Source organism: Hydrogenophaga sp. OTU3427, assembly GCF_038440225.1.
Lineage (GTDB): Bacteria > Pseudomonadota > Gammaproteobacteria > Burkholderiales > Burkholderiaceae_C > Hydrogenophaga.
Genome location: NZ_JASATI010000015.1, coordinates 1 through 21882, shown reverse-complemented (window position 1 = coordinate 21882; position 21882 = coordinate 1). Strand labels below are relative to the sequence as shown.

Sequence of the window (21882 nt, the reverse complement as noted above, 5' to 3'; positions counted from 1 at the left end):
ACACTTTCAACAGGACAACGCCTCATGGACACCGCCGCACCGCTGTTCGGTCCCCACCTCAAAGGATTTCCCGCGGCGTGCGCGCCCCTGTCGCGCGAGGCGGTGGGCCAGCAGGACTGGCAACTGCTGCGCGGCGACCTGGCCCTGCCGCTGGCGGTGCTCAAGCAATCCGCCCTGCGCCACAACCTGCACTGGATGCGCGACTTCTGCACGCAGCGCGGCCTGGACCTCGCGCCCCACGGCAAGACCAGCATGTCGCCCGAGCTGTGGGCCCTGCAGCTGGAGGCCGGTGCCTGGGGCATCAGCCTGGCCACCGTGTTCCAGGCGGTGGTGGCGGTGCGCCACGGTGTGTTGCGGGTGCTGATCGCCAACCAGGTGCTGCAACGGGCCGAGCTGGACGCGCTGGCCCGGCTTCATGTCGAGTCCCCGATGCTGCGTTCGTTTTTCCTGGTCGATGCGGTGGGCCAGGTCGACGCCATCGAGGCCTGGGCCGCCGCGCGGGGTTTCGAGGGGCACTTCGAGGTGCTGCTGGAGCTGGGCATCGCGGGCCAGCGCACCGGTTGCCGCACGGCCGACGAGGCGGCGCGGACCGCGGCCCGCATCGCTGCCAGCCCGGTGCTGCGACTGGCCGGCATCGAGTGCTACGAAGGCACGACGGCCCACTGCGACCACGCGAAAGACCGCGCCACGGTGCAAGGCCTGATGGACCGCGTGGACGCGATCGCGCGCGATGCCATCGCCCAGGGCTGGTTCGCGCAGGACGAGATCATCCTGAGCGCCGGTGGCTCCGCCATCTTCGATCTGGTGGCCGAACGCCTGACGCCCGACCTGGGCCGACCGGTGCGGGGCGTGCTGCGCTCGGGCTGCTACCTCACCCACGACCACCAGCGCTACACGCGCTACCTGTGCTGCGTGGCCGAGCGCCTGAACCTGCGCGAGACGCTGAAGCCCGCGCTGGAAGTGCTGGCCTGCGTGCAGAGCTGCCCCGAACCGGGCCTGGCCCTGCTCAGCATGGGCAAACGCGATGTGGCCTACGACCTGGACCTGCCGCAGCCGCTGTGGCGCGCGGACGGGCAGGGCGGCGCGCCCCGGGCCGTGCCCGCGCACTGGCGCATCGACGCGCTGAACGACCAGCATGCCTACCTGCGCTTCGATGCCTCGGCGCCGCGCGGCGAATGGCCGCAGCTGGGCAGCACCGTGGCCTCGGGCATCTCGCATCCCTGCACCACTTTCGACAAGTGGCGCTGGATGCCGGTGGTGGACGAAGGCTACCGCGTGGTGGACGCGGTGACGACCTGGTTCTGAGGCGGGCGCGGGTTCAGGCCAGTTCGGCGATCAGCTCGATTTCCACGCAGGCGCCCAGCGGAATCTGCGCCACGCCGAAGGCGCTGCGGGCATGGGCGCCTTTGTCGCCGAAGACCTGGGCCAGCAGTTCGGAGCAGCCGTTGGTGACCAGGTGGTGTTCGGTGTAGCTGGCGCTGGAGTTGACCAGGCTGGTGAGCTTGACGATGCGCTTGACGCCGTTGAGGTCGGTGCCGGCGGCTTGGCAGGCGGCTTGCAGCGTGCCCATCAGGTCGATGGCCACGGCGCGTGCGGCGGCCTGGCCTTCCTCGGTGCCGAGGTTGGTGCCGAGCTGGCCGACCCAGGGCTTGCCGTCCTTCTTGGCGATGTGGCCGCTGGTGAACACCAGCTTGCCACTCTGCGTGAAGGGCACGTAGGCCGCGACGGGCACGGCCACCGGAGGCAGCGTGATGGAGAGGGCTTTGAGTTGGTCGTAGACGGACACGGAAGGCTCCTGGTGGTGTGGCATGGGAAGCCGGCGATTCTATCGATCGGCTTGGTCATCGGCGTTGACGCTGGTGGTAGGAAAGTCGTCCACCGGCGCCACCGTCACGCCCACGTGCAGGGTGTGACTGCCTCCGCCCTGGATCACGCCGCGCAGGGGCGACACATCGCCAAAATCCCGGCCCAGGGCCAGGGTCACGTAGTCCTCGCCGGGGCGGCCCAGACCGCAGTGGTTGTTGGTGGGGTCGAAGTCGCACCAGGCACCTGGCCCGCCGTCGGCCCCCGGGCAGTAGACCGAGACCCAGGCATGCGAGGCGTCGGCGCCGATCAGCCGGACCTGGCCTTCGGGCACCTGTGTCAACAGGTAGCCGCTGACGTAGCGTGCCGGCAGGCCCAGGCTGCGCAGGCAGCCCAGCAGGATGTGGGCGAAGTCCTGGCACACGCCCTCGCGGCGTTCCAGCGCGGTCAGGGCGGGGGTGTTGATCTCGGTGCTGCCGCTTCGGTAGGTCAGCTCCTTGTGCATGCGCGCCGTCAGCGCCTCGCAGGCGGCCAGCAGCGGGCGACCGGCCGTGAAGTCGGGGCGGGCGTAGTCGGCAAAGGCCTCGTGGCGTGGCACGTAGGGGGAGGCGTAGACAAACTCGTTCGCCGCATCAAAGGGCGCGCCGGCGTGGTAGGTGAACTGCGCGCGCACGGTTTCCCAGGGGGGCGACTCGGGCAGGGCGCCGGGGGCCTCGGTGTGGACCTCGGTCTCGGCGTGCACACACAGCTTGTCGTGGGGCACCTGCAGCGCGAAGAAGTGGCGCGGGTTGCCGAAGGCGTCCTCGCTGTCCATCTGCTGCGCGGGCTGCGGTGTCACGCGCAAGGTGTGCGACAGCAGCCGCTGGCCAGGCAGTGTGTCGCTGGGTCGCAGGTGCGCCATGTGCTGCGCCAGCATCACCGGGGTGGCGTAGTCGTAGCAGGTTTCGTGGACGATGCGCAGTTCCATGGCTGGCTCCGGTCAGGCCAACAGGCTTCGGTTGTCGCGGTCCGCGTGGCTGAAGTGGCGGCGGTTGATGTCGTCCGAGAGCTCCAGCGCGGAACGCTGGCATGCCGCCAGGATGGCCAACAAGGCGCTGGCCTGTCCCTCATCGTCGGTGTTGCACAGCGCGCCCAGTTGCCAGGCCGACGGGTCGGGCAGGGCCTGGGCGATCTCGGCCACCTGGCCGTGCACGGTGTTGGCGAGCTTGGACAGGCGCGAGCGCAGCGTGCCCAGCACCCAGGCCAGCGAACGCGGGTTGTCGCGGTCCAGCACCAGCAGGTCCACCAGGGCGGGCAGGTCGCGCCGCTGCTGGTAGCGGGCGTGGAAGGTGATGGTGCTGTCGAACAGCGCGACCAGCGCCTCGAAGCCACCTTCCTCGGCCAGGCTGCCGCTGCGCAGGCCCTCGGCCAGGGCCTGCGACAGGGTGCCCAGGCGCTCGATGTGGCGCCCGACGCTTAGCAGCCGCCAGCCATCGTCGCGTACCATGCGGTCGGTCTGGGCGCCGGTGATGGCGGCCAGGCCCTCGCTGGTCTGCTCCAGCGTGTTGAGGGCTTCCTGCGGCGCGTACTCGGCCTCGGCGCTGAGCTGCTCGCAGGCTTGCGCGAACTCGTCCAGCACACGCTCGATCAGGTTGCGCTGCTCCTGCGACAGCCGCTCGCGCACGCTGGCCGCCGCCTGCGACAGCGCCCGCAGGTTGAAGCCGACGCTGGTGGCGCCGCTGTCGGGCGCCAGCATGGCGATCAGCGAACGCTCGAACACGCGCGGCGACTGGGCCGCGCTGGGCACGTCCGGCAGCACCAGGCCGTTGGCCAGCGCGCTGTCGCTGAGCCAGGCCAGCAGGGCCGGCGAGCGCTGGTCCTCGCCGTGCAGGCTGCGCAGGGCGATCTGCGCCAGGCGCACGCTGTTCTCGGCGCGTTCGGTGTAGCGGCCCAGCCAGAACAGGTTTTCGGCGGCGCGGCTGGTCACCGGGCGCTTGTGCTCCAGCTGGTCGATGGGAATCGGGGCCTGGTTCAGCAGGGTGGTGCTGTCCACCTCGCCCTCGGTCAGCACCCAGCAGTCGGCGCTGCTGCCGCCGCGCTGCATGGACGCCATCAGCTGGCCGCGCGGGGCCAGGCGCACCATGCCGCCGGGCAGCACGCGCCAGGACTGCGGGCCGTCGGCCAGCGCGAACACCCGCAGCATGGCCGAGCGCGGCCCCAGGCGGTCGCCTTTCCAGGTGGGGGTCTGCGACAAGGGCAGGTAGGCCTGCACGGTGTAGTTGTCGGGCTGGCGCACCATGCGCCCGGTGAGCTGGTCCAGGGCGTCGGCATCGAGCCGCTGGCCCATGACGGCTTCCTTGCCGAGATCGGGCCGGGTCGGCTTGATGACGCTTTGCTTGAGCAGGGGCAGCACGCGCTGCAGCGACGCCGCTTCGCCGCACCACCAGGTGTCCAGCGAGGGCAGGGCCAGCGGCTCGCCCAGCAGGTGTTCGCTCAGAGCCGGCAGGAAGCCCAGCAGCGCGCTCGATTCGAGCGGCGCCGTGCCTGGCGCGTTGGCCAGCAGCACGTTGCCGGCGCGCAGGGCCTGCAGCAGGCCGGGCACGCCCAGGGCGGAATCGCTGCGCAGCTCCAGCGGGTCCAGCCACTCGTCGTCCAGGCGCTTGATCAGCGCGTGTACCGGCTCCAGGCCTTGCAGGGTCTTGAGGTAGACGCGCTGGTCGCGCACCGTGAGGTCGCTGCCTTCGACCAGGCTCAGCCCGAGGTAGCGCGCCAGGTAGGCGTGCTCGAAATAGGTTTCGTTGTAGGGGCCGGGCGTGAGCAGGGCGATGCGGGCGTTGGCGCCTTCGGGGGCCATGCGCTTGATGCCGTCCATCAGCGCGCGGTAGCTGGCGGCCAGCCGCTGCACCTTCATCTCGCCGAAGGCCTTGGGGAACTGGCGGGCGATGGCGATGCGGTTTTCCAGCAGGTAGCCCAGGCCCGAGGGCGCCTGGGTGCGCTGCGAGACCACCCACCAGCGGCCGTCGGGGCCGCGCGCGAGGTCGAAGGCGGCGATGTGCAGCCAGGTGTCGCCGGGCGGGCGCACGCCGTGCATGGCACGCAGGTAGCCCGGGTGGCCCTGCACCAGTGCGGCCGGCAGCAGGGCCCGCTTGAGCAGTTCGCGCGGGCCGTAGATGTCGGCGCAGATGCGGTTGAGCAGCTTGGCGCGCTGTAACACGCCGGCCTCGATCTGGGCCCAGCTCTCGGGGGTGACCACCATGGGCAGCAGGTCCAGCGCCCACGGGCGCTGGGCTCCGTGTTCGTCGGCGTAGACGTTGTAGGTGACGCCGTTGTCGCGGATCTGGCGCGCCAGGTTGTGCTGGCGGCGGTTCAGGTCCCCCAGGCCCTCGAAGCCCAGGTGTTCGAAAAACGCCGCCCAGTGCGGGCGCAACCCGCCGCCGGTGTCCCGGAGTTCGTCGAGGTGGCCGGGTTCGGCGGCCGAGGCCAGTGCGGCGGCCAGCCCGGCGGGGCTGTCGTGGGCATGGTCTTCGGCGATGGCGGGGCGGTCAGAGGCTTTCACAGCGGGCAAGTATGCACTGCCGCGCCCGCCGCCGGTCCGCCCCGGCCGGTCCCGGTGTCTCAATACCGCAGATCCAGGGTGAACGGGAACTCGCGGCTGTGCTGGGCGGGAGCCACCAGCATCTGCCCCGGCGTGTGGCCCATCTGGAAGAAGCGCGACAGGCGCCGGCTCTCGGCCTCGAAGGCGTTGACCGGGAAACTGTCGTAGTTGCGCCCGCCCGGGTGGGTGACGTGGTACTGGCAGCCGCCGAGCGAGCGTTTCATCCAGGTGTCGACGATGTCGAACGTGAGGGGTGCGTGCACGCCGATGCTGGGGTGCAGCGCCGAGGGCGGGTTCCAGGCCTTGTAGCGCACGCCGGCCACGTAGTGGCTGGTGGTGCCGGTGGGTTGCACCGGCAGGGCGCGGCCGTTGACCGTGACCACGTAGCGGCTGTCGTTCCAGCCGCTCACATGCACCTCCAGCCGCTCCAGCGAGGAATCGACGTAGCGCACCGTGCCACCGGCCGAGCCTTCCTCGCCCATCACGTGCCAGGGTTCCAGCGCGTTGCGCAGCGTCAGCTCCATGCCATGCGCGCGCACCTGGCCCACCAGCGGGAAGCGGAATTCGAAGTGGGGCTCGAACCAGCTCATCTCGAAGGGGTAGCCGTCCTGGCGCAGTTCGGCCAGCACGTCCTCGAAGTCCATGCGCACGAAGGTGGGCAGCAGGAAGCGGTCGTGCAGCTCGGTGCCCCAGCGGGTGAGGCGGCCGGTCCAGGGTTGTTTCCAGAAGCGGGCCACCAGCGCGCGCAGCAGCAGCTGCTGGGCCACGCTCATGCGGGCGTGGGGTGGCATCTCGAAGGCGCGCAGCTCCAGCAGGCCCAGGCGGCCGGTGCTGCTGTCCGGCGAGTAGAGCTTGTCGATGCAGAACTCGCTGCGGTGGGTGTTGCCGGTGACGTCCACCAGGATGTTGCGCAGCGTGCGGTCGACCAGCCAGGGCGGCATGTCCTGGCCATGCAGGCCGCGGTTCTTCTCGATCTGATTGAGGGCGATCTCCAGTTCGTAGAGCTGGTCGTTGCGCGCCTCGTCCACCCGCGGTGCCTGGCTGGTGGGGCCGATGAACAGGCCGCTGAACAGATAGCTCAGGGAGGGGTGGTTGTGCCAGTAGGCGACCAGGCTGCCCAGCAGTTCGGGTTTGCGCAGGAAGGGCGAATCGGCTGGCGTGGCGCCGCCCATCACGAAGTGGTTGCCGCCGCCGGTGCCGGTGTGGCGACCGTCGGTCATGAACTTCTCGGCGCACATGTGGGTCTGGTGCGCGGCGTCGTACAGAAACTCGGTGTGTTCGACCAGTTCGCCCCAGTTGTGCGCCGGGTGGATGTTGACCTCGACCACGCCGGGGTCGGGCGTGACCTGCAGCATCTTCAGGCGCGGGTCGCGCGGCGGCGGGTAGCCTTCAAGCACCACCCGCACGCCGAGCTTGTCGGCCGTGGCCTCGATGGCGGCCAGCAGGTCCAGGTAGTCCTCCAGGCGCGCCAGCGGCGGCATGAAGATGTAGAGGTGGCAGCTTTTGCCACCGGCTTCGGCCTCGGCCTTGGGGCCGTTGGCGCGCTGCGGGTCACGGGCCTCCACGCACAGGGCGGTGCGGGTCAGCCAGGCGGCCGACTCGCCACGGGCGGGATAGCGCCCGCTCATGGGCTGTGCCGGCGCGGCGCCGGGCACGCCCTGGCCGCTGGGGTCGCCCTGCCAGGCCGGGGTGCCGTCGTCGGGCTGGCCAAAGGCCGCGTTCTGCAGCGATACCACGCCGCCTTCGGCGAAGCCACCGCCGATCTGGTGGGGGGCGTACTGGCGCTTGAAAGCGCTGCCCTCGGGCAGGGCATCGCGCTGGCCCAGCGGGTCCTGCTCGATCAGGTAGGGGTAGTCGGCCTTGCTGACCCAGGGCAGCGAATCGAGCGGCAGGCGGTAGCCCATGGGCGAATCGCCGGGCATGAGGTACATGCGTTCGTCGCGGAAGAACCAGGGGCCGGTGGTCCAGCGGGTGCCGGAGAAGCGGGGCAGGGTGCGCGCGCCCTTGGCGGCGTCGTGGCCCGGCACCGAATGCGCCTGCAGTGGCAGCACGTAGCCGACCACGGTGTCCAGGCCCTGGCCGAAGACGCGGCGCAGGCGCTGGCGTTCCATCTCGTCGTCGAGCTTGGCGTCGAAGGGGTCGACGTTGACCGGCAGGCGGCGCTCGCGCCAGAGGTAGTAGAAGGTGTCCTCGTAGCCGGGCGTGATGTGCTGGGTGGAGAGGCCCAGCTTGCGCGCCAGCGCCTGCGTGAAGCGGCGGGCGTCCTCGGCGCTGTAGCTGGCGGGCTCGCGTTCGTCGGCGAACAGGGCCGGGTTGTGCCAGGTGGGTTCGCCGTCGGCGCGCCAGAACAGCGAGAGCGCCCAGCGCGGCAACTGCTCGCCCGGGTACCACTTGCCCTGGCCCAGGTGCAGGAAGCCGCCGTCGCCGTACTGCAGGCGCAGGCGGTGCAGCAGCTCGGTGGCGTAGTTGCGCTTGGTCGGGCCCAGGGCGTCGGTGTTCCATTCGGCGGCGTCGCGGTCCCGGGTGGCCACGAAGGTGGGCTCGCCGCCCATGGTCAGGCGCACGTCGCCGGCCACCAGTTCCTTGTCCACCTGGTGGCCCAGGGCGTCGATGGCGGCCCACTGGTCCTCGGTGTAGGGCTTGGTCACGCGGGGCGATTCGTAGACCCGCGTCACACCCATGTGGTGGCTGAACGTGACCTCGCACTCGTCGAGCGCGCCTTCGATGGGCGCGGCGCTGGACGGCTGCGGCGTGCAGGCCAGTGGCACGTGGCCTTCGCCGGCCAGCAGGCCCGAGGTCGGGTCCAGGCCGATCCAGCCGGCGCCGGGCAGGAAGACCTCGCACCAGGCGTGCAGGTCGGTGAAGTCGGCCTCGGGGCCGCTGGGGCCGTCGACCGCCTTCACGTCCGAGGTCAGCTGGATCAGGTAGCCCGACACAAAGCGGGCGGCCAGCCCCATGTGGCGCAGCAGCTGCACCAGCAGCCAGCCCGAGTCGCGGCAGGAGCCGCTGGCGTTGGTCAGGGTCTCCTCAGGCGTCTGCACGCCGGGCTCCATGCGGATCAGGTAGCCGATGTCGCCTTGCAGCTTCTGGTTGATGCCCACCAGGAAGTCGATGGTGCGCTGCGGCTTGCGGTCGACCTGGTCGAGGTAGGCCTTGAAGCGCGGCGTGAGCTCGCCCTTGGCCAGGTAGGGCTGCAGCTCCTTGAGCTGGTCGGCCGAGTAGGCGAAGGGGAATGTCTCGGCGTGGGGTTCGAGGAAAAAATCGAAGGGGTTGTAGACCGCCATCTCGACCACGAGGTCGATGGTGACCTTGAATTCGCGCATGGGCTCCGGAAACACCAGCCGCGCCTGGTAGTTGGCGAACGGGTCCTGCTGCCAGTTGATGAAGTGCTGCGCCGGCTCGACCCGCTGCGAGTAGGACAGGACCTTGGTGCGGCTGTGGGGTGCCGGACGCAGGCGCACGACCTGCGGGCCCAGCTTGATGGGGCGGTCGTAGGTGTAGTGGGTGACGTGGTTCAGGGCAACGTGGATGGCCATGCGATAAGCTTTCGTCAGGGAGATCAGCAGCATGCAAAAAACACAATGCCGCGAAAACATCGTAGCAAGTAACGCGCCACCACCGTGTGACAAACGCGGCCTTCGGTGCAAATCGCCCCGGGCCAGGGCGCGCTGCTTCACCCACTGATCGGCCCGCGTGCTGGGCTGGCTGGCCCCCTGGGTGGCCGGAATCCTTCTCCAACTCCAGCAGGCCTTGCTGTGGCCGGGCGCGGTCTACCTGGGCCTGTGCGTGGCCGCCCTGGCGCTGGTGGGGGCCTGGGTGCTTGGCGGCCGGCACCCGGACCGGGGCTGGCGGCTGTGTGGCCTGCTGTCCGTCGCCGTGCTGGGCTTCGCGAGCACCGGCCTGCGGGCGGTCTGGATGCAGGGCGACCGGCTGGCGCCGGCGCTGGAAGAGCAGGCGCTGCTGATCGAGGGCACGGTGGCCGACTTGCCCCAGCCCGCGGTGGATGGGGCCATCGTGGTGGTGGCCATCGAGCAGGGTCGCCGGCTCGACGCCACGGCGTCGGAGGCCACGGCGGACGGGCTGACGCTGCCCCGGCGGGTTCGCCTGTTCTGGCCCCAGGCGCCGGCCGACGTGGCGGCCGGGCAGCAGTGGCGGTGGCAGGTGCGCCTGCGTGCGCCCCACGGCCTGGCCAATCCCCAGGGTTTCGACCGCGAACTCTGGCTGTGGGAACAAGGCATAGGCGCCACCGGCACGGTGCGGGTGGGCCGCCGCGACCGCCCTCCCGAGCGGCTGGGCCAGGGCTGGCGCCACCCCGTGGACCGCTGGCGTGGTGCCTTGACCCAGGCCGTGCGCGAGCGGGTGGCGGACACCCGCGCCGCCGGTGTGCTGGCCGCGCTGCTGGTGGGCGACCAGGCGGCCATCGCGCGCGACGACTGGAAGGTGTTCCGCGACACCGGCGTGGCCCACCTGATGAGCATCTCCGGTCTGCACATCACCTTGTTCGCCTGGCTGGCCAAGGCCCTGGTGGCCCTGGCCTGGCGGGCCGCCACGCCTGCTTGGCCGGGCTTGCCGCTGCGCTGGCCCACGCCACATGTGGCCGCCTGGGGCGGGCTGGTGCTGGCGGTGGCTTATGCCTTGCTGGCCGGCTGGGGCGTGCCGGCCCAGCGCACCGTGTTCATGTTGGCGGGGGTGGTGCTGATGCGCTGGCGCGGTTTGGACTGGCCCTGGCCGGTGGTGTGGCTGTCGGTGCTGGCGCTGGTGCTTGCCATGGACCCCTGGGCCGCGCTGCAGGCGGGGTTCTGGCTCAGTTTTGTGGCCGTGATGCTGCTGTTCGCGTCCGATCCCGCTCGGGTGGCCGAGTTGCCGGCAGGCGCGCCCTGGCCCGCACGGTCGGCGCGAGCGCTGCGTGGCCTGTTGCGCGAGCAGGGCGTCATGACGCTGGCCCTGGCGCCGCTCACCCTGCTGCTGTTCGGCCAAGTGTCGCTGGTGGGGTTGGCCGCGAACCTGCTCGCCATCCCGTGGGTGACCCTGGTGGTCACGCCCCTGGTGCTCATCGGCGTGGTGGTCCGGCCGCTGTGGGAATTGGCCGCGCTGGCCGTGCAGGGACTGGTGGCCGGGCTACTGCCGCTGGCGGCCTGGCCCTGGGCGGTGTGGCACGGCGCCGCCGCGCCGCCGGTGCTGGCCGTGGCGGCCGTGCTGGGTGGGGGGCTGGTGGTGCTGCCGCTGCCAGGGGCCTGGCGGTTGATGGGCCTGGCCCTGGCCTGGCCGGCCCTGGCTTTTGTGCCTGCCCGCCCGGCCGAGGGCCAGTTCGAACTGCTGGCCCCCGACGTCGGGCAGGGCAGCGCCTTGCTGGTGCGCACCGCGCGCCACAGCCTGCTGTTCGATGCCGGCCCGCGCTACCGCGGTGGAGGCGACGCGGGCGAGTCGGTGCTGGTCCCCTGGCTGCGGCGGCTGGGCGAGCGGCCCGATGGGGTGGTGGTGAGCCACCGCGACGGCGACCACGCGGGGGGCGCCGAATCGGTGCTGGCGGCCTTTCCGTTGGCGCGCTATGCGTCGTCGTACGCCCCCGGCCCCCAGGATCTGGCCGCCCGCCGCCCTGGACTGGTGGCCGGGCTGGCCGGCTGCGACGCCGGCCAGCGTTGGGCATGGGACGGCGTGGCCTTCGAATTCCTGCACCCGGCGCCGGCCGACCACCGGCCCGGTGCCAGCCCCAACACCTTGTCCTGCGTGCTGCTGGTGGGCAACGGCCCGCAGCGCGTGCTGCTTACCGGGGACATCGGCATCGACCAGGAGGTGGCGCTGGCCGCGCGCCACCCCGGTCTCAGCGTCGACGTGCTGGTGGCGCCGCACCACGGCAGCCGTTCCTCGTCCAGCCCGGTGTGGCTCAACCAGCTGCGGCCGCGCTGGGTGCTCGTGCAGGCTGGGCACCACAACCGTTTTGGCCACCCCGCGCCCGAGGTGACGGCCCGCTACGAGGCGCGTGGCGCGCGCTGGGTCGCCTCGCCCGACTGTGGCCTGGCGTGGTGGCGCAGCGGCGCACCCGACGCCGTCGAATGCTGGCGTGAGACCCACCGCCGTTATTGGCACGCCACACCGGGCCAGGCCGGCCCGCCCAGCGCTTACGATGGTGTTCGGGACAGCAGCGAATGAGTCCGGTCAACGACACCCCCGCCACCGGTGCACCAAGCTGGCGCGGTACTTGCTATCCTCAGTTCTGACAGGAGAGAGATGACATGACAAGACCCCAATTCGACGAGATGTACGCGGCCCAGGACAAGGAGCGGGCGCACTACGAGGCCTACGCACGCTGGCTGCTGGAGCAGCCAGCCGAGGTGATGGCGGCGCGGCGCGAGGAGGCCGAGCTGATATTTCGGCGGGTGGGCATCACGTTCGCGGTCTACGGTGCCAAGGACGAGGACGGTGCCGGCACAGAGCGCCTGATCCCCTTCGATCTCATTCCCCGCATCATTCCCGCCCACGAGTGGGCCCAGATGGAGCGTGGCCTGGTGCAGCGGGTCGATGCCCTGAACCGCTTCATCCACGACGTCTACCACGGCCAGGAGATCATCAAGGCCGGGGTCATCCCGGCCGAGCAGATCACGCGCAACGCCCAGTTCCGCCCCGAGATGGTGGGCGTGGACGTGCCCAACCAGATCTACTCGCACATCGCCGGTATCGACATCGTGCGCGCGCCCAACGCGGCCGGCGAGGGCGAGTACTACGTGCTGGAGGACAACCTGCGTGTGCCCAGCGGCGTGAGCTACATGCTCGAAGACCGCAAGATGATGATGCGGCTGTTTCCCGAGCTGTTCAGCCAGAACCGCGTGGCCCCGGTGGCCCATTACCCCGACCTGCTGCTGGAGACCCTGCGCGCCTCCAGCCCGGGCCACACCGCCGAGCCGACCGTGGTGGTGCTCACGCCCGGCATGTACAACAGCGCCTATTTCGAGCACGCCTTCCTGGCGCAGCAGATGGGCGTGGAACTGGTCGAGGGACAGGACCTGTTTGTCAAGGACAACTTCGTCTACATGCGCACCACCCGTGGCCCCAAGCGGGTGGACGTGATCTACCGCCGGGTGGACGACGACTTCCTCGATCCGCTGGTCTTCCGCCCCACCAGCACGCTGGGCTGTGCAGGCCTGCTGGACGCCTACCGCAAGGGCAACGTGGCCATCTGCAACGCCGTCGGCACCGGTGTGGCCGACGACAAGTCGATCTACCCCTACGTGCCGCAGATGATCGATTTCTACCTCGGTGAGAAGCCCATCCTGAGCAACGTCCCCACCTTCATGGGCCGCAAGCCGGACGACCTCAAGTACATGCTGGCCAACATGAAGGACCTGGTGGTCAAGGAGGTGCACGGCGCGGGCGGCTACGGCATGCTGGTCGGCCCCGCCTCCACCCAGGCGGAGATCGAGGAATTCCGCCAGGCCGTGCTGGCCAAGCCCGACGGCTACATCGCCCAGCCGACGCTGAGCCTGTCGACCTGCCCCACCTACGTGCAGAGCGGCATCGCGCCGCGCCACATCGACCTGCGGCCCTTTGTGCTCAGTGGCAAGACGGTGCAGATGGTGCCCGGCGGCCTGACCCGCGTGGCCCTCAAGGAGGGCTCGCTGGTCGTGAATTCGTCACAGGGTGGCGGTACAAAAGACACCTGGATTCTGGAAGATTGAGGAGGCAAGAATGCTGTCAAGAACCGCCGACCACCTGTTCTGGATGTCGCGCTACACCGAGCGCGCCGAGAACACCGCCCGCATGCTCGACGTCAACTACCAGACCTCGCTGCTGCCCCAGTCCGCCGCCGTGGCGCAGGTGGGTTGGGAAGGCCTGCTGACCATCAGCGAGCTGATGCCCACCTACCGCGGCCGTTACGGCGAGGGCGAGGTCAAGCCACGCGACGTGCTCGACTTCATGGTGCGCGACGAGGACAACCCGTCGAGCATCGTCTCCTGCCTGCGGGCCGCGCGCGAAAACGCCCGCGCCGTGCGCGGCGCCCTGACCACCGAGCTGTGGGAAACCCAGAACCAGACCTGGCTGGAGCTGACCCGCATGCTCAAGGGCAAGGACTTCGAGCGCGATCCCGGTGCCTTCTTCGAGTGGGTCAAGTTCCGTTCGCACCTCTCGCGCGGTGTCGCCATCGGCACCATGCTGCAGGACGAGGCCTTCCACTTCTACCGCATGGGCACCTTTCTGGAGCGTGCCGACAACACGGCGCGGCTGCTGGATGTCAAGTTCCACGCTGTCGAGAGCGACTTCTTCGGCGCCGCCAGCGAACTCGATCAGGAATACGACTTCTACCACTGGAGCGCCATCCTGCGCTCGGTCAGCGGCTTCGAGGTCTACCGCAAGGTCTACCGCGACGTCATCAAGCCCGAGCGCGTGGCCGAGTTGCTGATCCTGCGTCCGGACATGCCGCGCAGCCTGCACGCCAGCATGAACGAGCTGGTGAGCAACCTGGAGGTCGTGTCCAACGACCACTCGGCCGAGACCGAACGCCGCGCCGGCAAGCTGCGGGCCGACCTGCAGTACGGCCGCATCGACGAGATCCTGGCCACCGGGCTGCACGCCTTCCTGACGCAGTTCCTCGACCGCGTGAACGAGCTGGGCTGGCGCATCAGCCAGGACTTCCTGGTGCCCAGCCAGCATTGACGCCACCGGGCCGCCGGTTTGCTGCCCGTGGTCGGGTGGGGGCCCATTGCGGGCCGGGGCCTGGGGCAGAATCCGGCCCAGACCGCACGCGTCGATGCGGCAGGGAGGGTGGCGATGCGCGCATGGGCATGGGTGGGCCTGATGGCCTGGGTCGGGGTGGCCGGGCCGGCGTTGGGGCAGGGCTCGGCGGATCAGGTCCCGCGTTCGACTGCGGACGTGCCATTGATCGCGGTCGAAGACGACTGGCCGCCGTTTGCATGGGTGCCCCAGCCTGGTGCACCCGTCCAGGGTTTTGCGGTGGCCGTGGTGCGCCGGGTCTTCCAGGATGCCGGGGTGGCCGTCGAACTGCGGGCCGTGCCCTTCGGGCGTTGCATGCACGAGGCCCGCACCGGCGCGGTGGCGGCGTGTTTCAACGCCCTGCAGACCGCCGAAAACAAAAGCGACTACCTGTGGCACGGCATGCCGATATTTTATGAGCCGCTGGCCATCTTTGCCCGCGACACCGGGGCGCCGGCGCGGCCGGTCGGGCGCGGGGACCTGGCGGGACACTCCGTCGGGTACCACCAGGCTTACCACTACGCCGACTGGTTCACGCAGGACCAGGCGATCCGCCGCGTCCCGGCGGGCAGCGACCTGGCCTTGCTGCAGATGCTGCAGCGGGGCCGGGTGGACTATGTGATGTTCGGGGCATCGGCAGGGGCCTGGCGCCTGCGCACCGAGGCGACGCTGCGGGGCGCCCGCATCCGCAAGGTGGGCGAGGAGCCCAGTGGCGACGGATTCTGGATGGCTTTTTCCCGGCAGCACCCTGAATCGCCGCGCCTGCTCCAGGTCTTTGACCGTGCGTTGCGCGAACTGCAGGCCAGCCCGGCCTACCGCGAGCTGCAGCGCCAGCACCTGCCGGGCGTGGTGCCCTGAGCGACAGGCGCTCAGCGTCTCAGGCCAGCGTCGCTGGGCCGGTCGCCATGTCGAGGCGCTGCTTGAGCGCAAAGCGGATCTGAAAACTCACGCCGCCCCTGGGCGACGAGTGGAACTGGAGCGATCCGCCCAGCTTCTGCGTGACCAGGTTGTAGACGATGTTGAGTCCCAGGCCGGTGCCACCGTGGCCGCGCCGGGTGGTGAACAGTGGCTCGAAGATGCGGGCGTGTAGCGCGGCCGGCACGCCGACGCCGTTGTCGCGGTACACCAGCTCCACCTGGCCTGCCCGTTCGCTCACTTGAATTTGTATGCGGGGGTGTTCCACACCCTCAAAGGCGTGGCGCACGCTGTTGATGATCAGGTTGGTCAGCACCTGCATCAACACGCCAGGATAGCCCATGGCCGGCAGCGCCTTCGGGCCCAGGTACTGGGGCACCACCGGTATTTTCTTGGTTTCGGGACGCAGACTCGCGATCAGGGTGTCGATGGTCTGCGCCAGGTCGTAGCTGCAAAGGCTTTCGTCCACTTGGTTCGCCGCGGTCTGTTTGAAATCCTTCACCAGCCGGGCGGCCCGTGACAGGTTGCTCACCAGGATGTGCTGGCCATCGCGGGCGTTGCGCATCCAGGTGTTGAAATGCTCGGGTGTCATGCCGCCGCGCGCGAACTCGATCGCGATCGCGTCGAGCGCCTCGCTGACCACCGACGCCGCCGTGACCGCGATGCCCAACGGGGTGTTGACCTCGTGCGCAACGCCGGCCACCAGGGCGCCCAGGGAGGCCATTTTTTCGCTGCTGATCAACTGATCGCGGGCGGTCTGCAGTTGCGCCAGGCTGCGGGTCAGCTCGCGGGTGCGTTCGGCCACGGTGACCTCCAGCTGGTCCGAGTGCTGATTGAGCCGCTGTTCGGCCTCGCGCAGCTGGGCCAGCAGGCGCTCGATCGATGCGAGGTGCAGGTTGGTGATGGTGGCCAGTTGGCCGATTTCGGAGCCTTCGTGGCCGGATGGAATCGCCAGGCGGGCGGACTCGGGGCGTTCGGTGTCGGCCTGCCAAATGGACTGGATGATGTTGGTCAGTGGGCGGCGCAGCAATTGGTCATAGGCCACCAGCAGCAGGGCGGCCAGCGCGAAGGCGTACAACATGGTGCCCGCCAGGATGGCGCTGGCGCGCGAGAGGAAGGCCGCTGCCTCCGCATGGGTGTCATGGCTCAGCTGCATTTCGCCCAGCCATTGCTGCGGGCGGCCTTGTGGCGCGTGGATGGACCAGCTGAATTGGCGTGAAGGCCCGAACAGCAGCTCGTTGAGCCAGGGGGGGGTGCTGTCCTGAGGCGGCCGGCTGGCCTCGGCCAGGACCGTGCCATCGTCGAGGGTGACCTTGGCGGCGCGGATGTAGGGCAGGGTGAGCAGGCCCGACAGCAGATCCGAGGCGCGGTTCCGGTCGAGGCCGTACACGATGGCATCCAGCGGCTCCTTGGTCATGCCGCGCACGGTCGCGAGCTGGGTGTCGGGCAGGCGCCGCACCTGCTGCAGGTCGTACATGATCTGCAGCAGGCTGATGAACAGGCCAACACTCCAGGCCACGGTCAGCGTGGTTTTGACCAGCAGGCGCGACAGCGGGCGCCGTGGCGCTTCTGGCCCGGGCGATCGCATGGCCATGCGATCGTCTGTTAACGCGTGGGCATGGTTGGGTGCGATGTCGCCACCGGCCAGGCCGCGGCGGCGGCCGTCAGGTAGGCCTGCAGGCGTTCCCGCTGCCTGGCGCCCATGGCGGGCCGTTCGCCGCCGTTGCCGAATGGCGCGTTGCCTGGCGAATCACCGTCTGGCAGCCCCGGCGGCGGTGTCCAGGGCGCGGGCCACTGTTCGATCTGGAAATGGGCGCGCAGGCGCTCGCGCAGCAGCTGCTCGGCCTCGTTGTGGGTGGCCGCGGCGCGCAGCACCGGCAAGTCCTGCATCAGCGCGAGCAGGGCGTCGTGTTCGGCCTGCTTGTCGCACAGCGTGCGGTAGCTGCGCAGGGACGTGTAAAGCAGGCTGCGCAGCTTGAGCGTGGTCAGTTCGGTTTTCTCCTTGTAGGCGTCGATGTCGAACTGCCGTATGACCTGTTCCTCGGGCGCGAGCCCTGCTTGCCCGGTGCGCAGCACCAGCCGGGTGAGCGGGCATTGGTCGGTGTCGCGCAGCCAGCGCACCAGTTCCAGGCCGGCGTGTTCGGTTTCCATGACCACGTCGATGACCGCCAGCGCGATGTCCTGGCGGGCGCGGAACATGTCCTGGGCTTGCCGCGCGGAGAACGCCGACAGCAGCTCCAGGCCACGCTGCTGGAATTCAAACTTGCGCAGCGCCAGCCGGGTGACGTCATGGACCTCGGGATCGTCGTCGACCAGCAGCACACACCACGGCATGGCGGTTGATGAAGCACTGGCACTCGCGCCCGGTCCCTGGGCAAAAAAATCCATGGTCTCTCCCTCGACGTTGTTGTACTGGCGAAAAGCATCGAGTTTGAAACAAGCGCCTGTGTGCCGCAACGATTGTGAAGGGCGCACAAAGGCAGTTGACGATCAGCGGACCAGCGTCATCTCGCGCGCCACGGCCTGGCCCAGTTCAATGACGGCCAGCGCGTAGTAGCTGCTCCAGTTGTAGCGGGTGACGGTGTAGAAGTTCTCGGTGCCGGCCACGTAGCTCGGCGGAGCGCCGCCCGCGGCCGGGTCGCCGTTGTGCAACTGCACCAGGGCCAGCAGCCCCGGATGGCGCCTGGCATCCTCGTCGAGCCGCGCGCCCTTGGCTTCGAAGGCGCCGACGCTGAAGCTGGGCAGGATGTCGGGCGCCAGCAGGGTGTCCAGGTCCAGGGTGGCTTCGTCGAAGCGCACGGGATAGTGCGTGGGCATGCCGGTCTGCCAGCCGTAGGCCTTGAGGTAGTGGGCCACCGAACCGATGGCGTCCACCGGGCTGCCTTGCAGGTCGACCCGGCCGTCGCCATCGAAATCCACGCCAAAACGCGCCACGCTGGTGGGCATGAACTGCGGCAGGCCCATGGCACCGGCGTAGCTGCCGCGCCACTGTGAGGGCGGCACGCCGCTGCGCTGGGACAGCACCAGCAGTTGCGCCAGTTCGCCCTGGAAGTACTCGGTGCGCGCGGCGGCCCGAGGATGGCTGGCCGGGAAATCGAAGGCCAGTGTGGCCAGCGCGTCGAGCACACGGAAGGTGCCGGTGTGGCGGCCGTAAAGCGTTTCCACGCCGATGATGCCGACCACCAGTTCGGCCGGCACGCCGTATTGCGCCTGGGCGCGCTCCAGCGCTTCGCGGTGGGTGAGCCAGAATCGCACGCCGGCCTGCAGGCGCACGGGTTCGATGAAGCGCGCGCGGTAGGCGGCCCAGTTCTTGGCCGCGGGGCTGGGCGGTGGTGCGATCAGCTGGATCACGCTGGGCAGGCGTTCGGCCTGGCCGATCTGCTGCCGCACCCAGGCCAGGTCCAGGTCGTGTTGCTGCGCCACCTGCTCGGCAAACGCCATGGCCACGGCGTGCTGGGCGTAGCGCAGGTTTTTCGGTGCCGTTGGGGCCTTGGCCGGCGTGGCCTTGCGCGGGGCGTGTGGCCGTGCCGGTGGGTTCGCGTGGGCGGGCCACAGGCTGGCGCAGGCCAGCAACGCGCAGGCCGCCGGGGCCAGGAAGGTCAGGCGCCACGCGGCGGCGCGGGGGGGGAAGCTGAAGCGGGGGAGGGGGAAGGCCATGGGAGTCGCGCGAAGTCTCGTTCGAGTGTAGCGAGCGCCAGGGCCGGATCGGCGCTGGACGCCGCGTAGCGCTGCGCTTCCAGCCGCAGCAGCCAGTCGCGCAGCGCCTGGTTGTCCATTGGTGCCAGCGACACCGGCAGGTGCTGGGCCAGCTGTCGCGGCGTGGCCTGGGGTGGCACGGCGACACCCGCCCGGGCGAGGCGCTGGCGGGCGCGCACGAGCAGGCGCAGCCAGGGGTCGCTCTGGCGACGTTCCCACAGTGTCCAGACGGCGCCCAGGCCGCTGGCGGCGATCACCAGCACCATGAGGGCGTAGGCCAGGTCGGTCCAGTCGCTGGCCCGCAGGCCAAGCTGGCGCAGCAGGTCGAGCTGGCGGCTCTGGGTGTAGTTGAGCACCCACTGGTTCCAGCGGTTGTTGGTGGCCTCCCACACGGCGCGCAGCTGCTGGCTGAGCGTGGGGCTGATGGCCAGCATGGCGCCGCCGAAGAGGCCGGGTGGCGGACGCAGGCGCTGCAGGGTGTCGGTGCGGCTGGGAGCCACCGACGCCGTGGGGTCGATGCGCACCCAGCCTTGCTGGGCTAGCCAGACCTCGGCCCAGGCGTGGGCATCGCTCTGGCGCACGGTGAAGAAGCCGTCCACCGGGTTGAGCTCGCCGCCCTGGTAGCCGGTGACCACACGCGCCGGGATGTCCAGCGCGCGCATCAGCACCACGAAGCTGGACGCGATGTGCTCGCAGAAGCCGGCCTTGCGGTCGAACCAGAATTCGTCCGCCGTGTGTTGGCCGTACAGACCGGGCGACAGGGTGTAGGTGTAGCCACCGGTGCGTAGCCGCGCCAGCGCCTGGTCGATCAGGGCTTGCGGCGATGCCTTCGCCGCCTGGCGGCGCATGTCCTGCGCCAGGGCCAGCGTGCGCGGGTTGAAGCCCGGGGGCAGGGCCACGAAGTCTTGCAGGCCCAGCACAGGTTCCCCGGGGCCGTGCTGGAAGTCGACGTGGCTGACCGCCTCGTAACGCATGAGGTCGGTCACCGGGCGGCGCAGCAGCCACTGCAGGTCGGGCGTGGGCACCACATCCCGCGGGCTTGAACCCGGCCAGCGCGGCGGCGTGGTGGTGGCCTCCAGCACCAGCAGCCAGGGGCGGTTGTTGGGCTCCAGCGTCACTTCGTAGCGCAGCGGCTCGCCGCGGGTGCGCACGGGCGCGATCAGGTCGCCGCGGCTGGACAGGCCGGCTTGTTGCGGCAGCCATTCGCGGCCGTCGAACTGGCTCAGCACCGGACCACGGAAATACTGGGTGTGGCGGGGCGGCGGCGGGCCTTCGAAGCGCACCCGCATCGCCACGCTGTCGTCCAGCGCGAGCGAGGCCAGGGTGCCCACGCTCATGGACGGCGACAGGCCGCTGCGTCCGGTCAGGCCGTCGCCGGGGATGCCCCACAGTGGTGCCATGCGAGGGAACAGCATGAACAGCACCAGCATGATGGGCGCGCCCAGCAGCGCCATGCCGCCGGCCAGCCGGGCGGCGTGCCACAGCGGCGGGCGGCCCACTGGCATGTGGGCATTGACCAGCGCGGTCAGCAGGCCCCACAACGCCAGCAGGATGCCCAGGGCCGTGAGCAGCGACTGCGAATAGAAAAAGTGGGTGAGCAGCGTGAAGAAGGACAGGAAGAAGACCACGAAGGCGTCGCGCCGCGCGCGCAGCTCCAGCGTTTTCAGGGCCAGCAGCACCACGATGAGCGTCACGCCGGCATCCCGCCCCAGAATGGTGCGGTGGGTCAGGTAGGTGGCGCCGACCGCCAGCGTGAGCAGCAGGGCGCGCGTCCACAGGCCCGGCAAAGGCCGCAGCCGCAGCGTGAGCCAGGCGCGCCAGGCCAGCAGCACGGCGGTCAGGCCCAGGCACCACAAGGGGATGTGGGCGGCCTGCATGGCGACCACCCAGCCGATGACGGCCAGCAGGAACAGGGTGTCGCGCCCTTCGCGTGGCAGGGCGGTCCAGCGGGGGGGGAGCTGTGTCAGCACAGCGCCAGGGCCTCCAGGCAGCGCCGCTGGTGGGCGGGGCCCTGGTCGGGCGCGATCTCGCGGCCCGGCAGGCGCAGGCCGTAGTCCAGCCCCAGGCGTTCGGCCGCCAGCACCCAGGCGCTCACGCGTGACAGGCGTTTTTCCAGGTCGCCGCCGACCTGGCCGACGTCCAGCCACAACTCGCTGGTCTGCAGGTGCGCGGCCTGGTCGCGGCTCACCAGCTCGTCGCGCCCGGCGGCCCACTGCTGGGCGGCCTTTTTCCAGGCCACGGTTTTCATGGGATCGCCACGCCGGTAGGCGCGCACGCCGTCAAACTCACCCCCGGTGCTGGCATGGCGGGCGTTGACGCCCCCCGGGCGCGGCTCGCCGGGCGGCAGGGAGGGCGCGGGGGCCTCCGGCGCCGGGTACACCAACAGCGGCGCGGCGGTGCGCCAGTAGGTCCAGACGCGGAAGGTGCCGAGCGGAAAACGGGTGTGCGCGCTGAGCAGGGGCAGGGCGTGCCGCCCGCGCCCTGGCGCGTGCCAGCCGACCTGCACCCGCTCGCTGCCCTGGGCGGGCACGTCGGTCCAGCTCCACTGGTCGCCGCCAGCGACGCCGACAGCGATGCCGTGGCGCGCGCGGCGGGCGTCGTTGGACAGCGTGATGGTGAGCACCGCCGCCTGGTGGGCAAAACAGGGTTCGGGCGGCTCCAGCTGCAGCCGCAGCCCGCGCAGGTTGCCGTGGCACACGTGCATGCCCACCACCGCACAGCCCAGCAGCAGGAAGGTCAGCAGGTAGCCCAGGTTGAGCTGGTAGTTGATGCTGCCGACCAGCAGCAGCAGCAGGGTCACGCCCAGCATCAAACCGGCCCGCGAAGGCAGGATGTAGACGTTGCGGTGCGTGAGAAGCAGTTGGTCCGACACCGGCAGGCGGCTCAGGAACCAGCGGCGCACCGGGCCGGGCGGTTGAGGGGTCGCGGCAATGGCGGTGGTAGCGGCGGTCATGTCGTTTCAATGCGGTCGGCGTGCGACCCAGTGCGATCGAAACGGTCCAACCGGGGACACCGCCGGGCCGGCTCCGCCGGACGGCCGGTGTCGCCCCCCGGGGGGTGACGCGAAGCGGCGCGGGGGGAGCTCATTTCAGCGGCACGGCCTCGATCATCGCCCGCACCTGGTCCTGCGGGCCACGGGCGGGGGGGCCCGCCCCCCCCCAGGGGGGGGGGGGGGGGGGGGGGGGCCC

The 21882-nt window shown here is 70.3% G+C and carries 14 protein-coding genes; 5 read left to right on the top strand and 9 right to left on the bottom strand.

Annotation, left to right across the window (positions count from 1 at the left end):
• Positions 1-24 precede the first annotated feature (24 nt).
• Positions 25-1305, top strand: coding sequence for an alanine racemase (locus AAHB17_RS10890; protein ID WP_342130597.1), 1281 nt, complete (start codon positions 25-27; stop codon positions 1303-1305).
• A 13-nt stretch (positions 1306-1318) separates the two neighbouring features.
• Here the strand turns inward: AAHB17_RS10890 and AAHB17_RS10885 are convergent, their stop codons facing one another.
• The 4 genes from AAHB17_RS10885 to AAHB17_RS10870 are packed head-to-tail and all read right to left on the bottom strand — an operon-like array spanning position 1319 to position 8913.
• Positions 1319-1786, bottom strand: coding sequence for a RidA family protein (locus tag AAHB17_RS10885; protein WP_342130596.1), 468 nt, complete (start codon positions 1784-1786; stop codon positions 1319-1321).
• A 39-nt stretch (positions 1787-1825) separates the two neighbouring features.
• Positions 1826-2770 carry a transglutaminase family protein gene (locus AAHB17_RS10880; RefSeq protein ID WP_342130595.1) on the bottom strand — a complete coding sequence of 315 codons (945 nt, stop codon included), beginning with the start codon at positions 2768-2770 and terminating at the stop codon, positions 1826-1828.
• A 12-nt stretch (positions 2771-2782) separates the two neighbouring features.
• Positions 2783-5338 (bottom strand): circularly permuted type 2 ATP-grasp protein, encoded by a 2556-nt coding sequence (locus tag AAHB17_RS10875; RefSeq protein ID WP_342130594.1) that lies wholly within the window; start codon positions 5336-5338, stop codon positions 2783-2785.
• Between the two features lie 59 nt (positions 5339-5397).
• Entirely contained in the window at positions 5398-8913 is a 3516-nt protein-coding gene (locus AAHB17_RS10870) for a transglutaminase family protein (protein WP_342130593.1), read from the bottom strand.
• Positions 8914-9070: 157 nt separating this feature from the next.
• On the opposite strand from AAHB17_RS10870, the gene AAHB17_RS10865 reads away from it, so the two are divergent.
• From AAHB17_RS10865 to AAHB17_RS10850, 4 genes are all read left to right on the top strand, one after another.
• Positions 9071-11527 carry a DNA internalization-related competence protein ComEC/Rec2 gene (locus tag AAHB17_RS10865; RefSeq protein ID WP_342130591.1) on the top strand — a complete coding sequence of 819 codons (2457 nt, stop codon included), beginning with the start codon at positions 9071-9073 and terminating at the stop codon, positions 11525-11527.
• An 83-nt stretch (positions 11528-11610) separates the two neighbouring features.
• The gene (locus tag AAHB17_RS10860) at positions 11611-13050 is read left to right on the top strand and encodes a circularly permuted type 2 ATP-grasp protein (RefSeq protein ID WP_342130590.1); all 1440 of its coding nucleotides are present in this window, start codon (positions 11611-11613) and stop codon (positions 13048-13050) included.
• Between the two features lie 10 nt (positions 13051-13060).
• The gene (locus AAHB17_RS10855; RefSeq protein WP_342130589.1) at positions 13061-14026 is read left to right on the top strand and encodes an alpha-E domain-containing protein; all 966 of its coding nucleotides are present in this window, start codon (positions 13061-13063) and stop codon (positions 14024-14026) included.
• 114 nt (positions 14027-14140) lie between these two features.
• Positions 14141-14941: a substrate-binding periplasmic protein gene (locus AAHB17_RS10850; protein ID WP_342130588.1), complete on the top strand. Its 801-nt coding sequence runs from the start codon at positions 14141-14143 to the stop codon at positions 14939-14941.
• 19 nt (positions 14942-14960) lie between these two features.
• On the opposite strand, the gene AAHB17_RS10845 is transcribed toward AAHB17_RS10850, so the two are convergent.
• From AAHB17_RS10845 to AAHB17_RS10825, 5 genes are all read right to left on the bottom strand, one after another.
• Positions 14961-16592 carry an ATP-binding protein gene (locus AAHB17_RS10845; RefSeq protein ID WP_342130587.1) on the bottom strand — a complete coding sequence of 544 codons (1632 nt, stop codon included), beginning with the start codon at positions 16590-16592 and terminating at the stop codon, positions 14961-14963.
• An 11-nt stretch (positions 16593-16603) separates the two neighbouring features.
• The gene (locus tag AAHB17_RS10840) at positions 16604-17386 is read right to left on the bottom strand and encodes a response regulator (RefSeq protein ID WP_342130586.1); all 783 of its coding nucleotides are present in this window, start codon (positions 17384-17386) and stop codon (positions 16604-16606) included.
• Between the two features lie 102 nt (positions 17387-17488).
• Positions 17489-18655: a lytic murein transglycosylase B gene (gene mltB, locus AAHB17_RS10835; protein ID WP_342130585.1), complete on the bottom strand. Its 1167-nt coding sequence runs from the start codon at positions 18653-18655 to the stop codon at positions 17489-17491.
• The gene (locus tag AAHB17_RS10830; protein WP_446719585.1) at positions 18598-20661 is read right to left on the bottom strand and encodes a transglutaminase family protein; all 2064 of its coding nucleotides are present in this window, start codon (positions 20659-20661) and stop codon (positions 18598-18600) included. Before AAHB17_RS10830 ends, mltB begins: the two co-directional genes overlap by 58 nt.
• On the bottom strand, positions 20658-21647 hold the full coding sequence (locus AAHB17_RS10825; RefSeq protein WP_342130583.1) for a DUF58 domain-containing protein: 990 nt from the start codon (positions 21645-21647) through the stop codon (positions 20658-20660). The genes AAHB17_RS10830 and AAHB17_RS10825 overlap by 4 nt, the downstream gene beginning before the upstream one ends.
• Positions 21648-21882 lie beyond the last annotated feature (235 nt).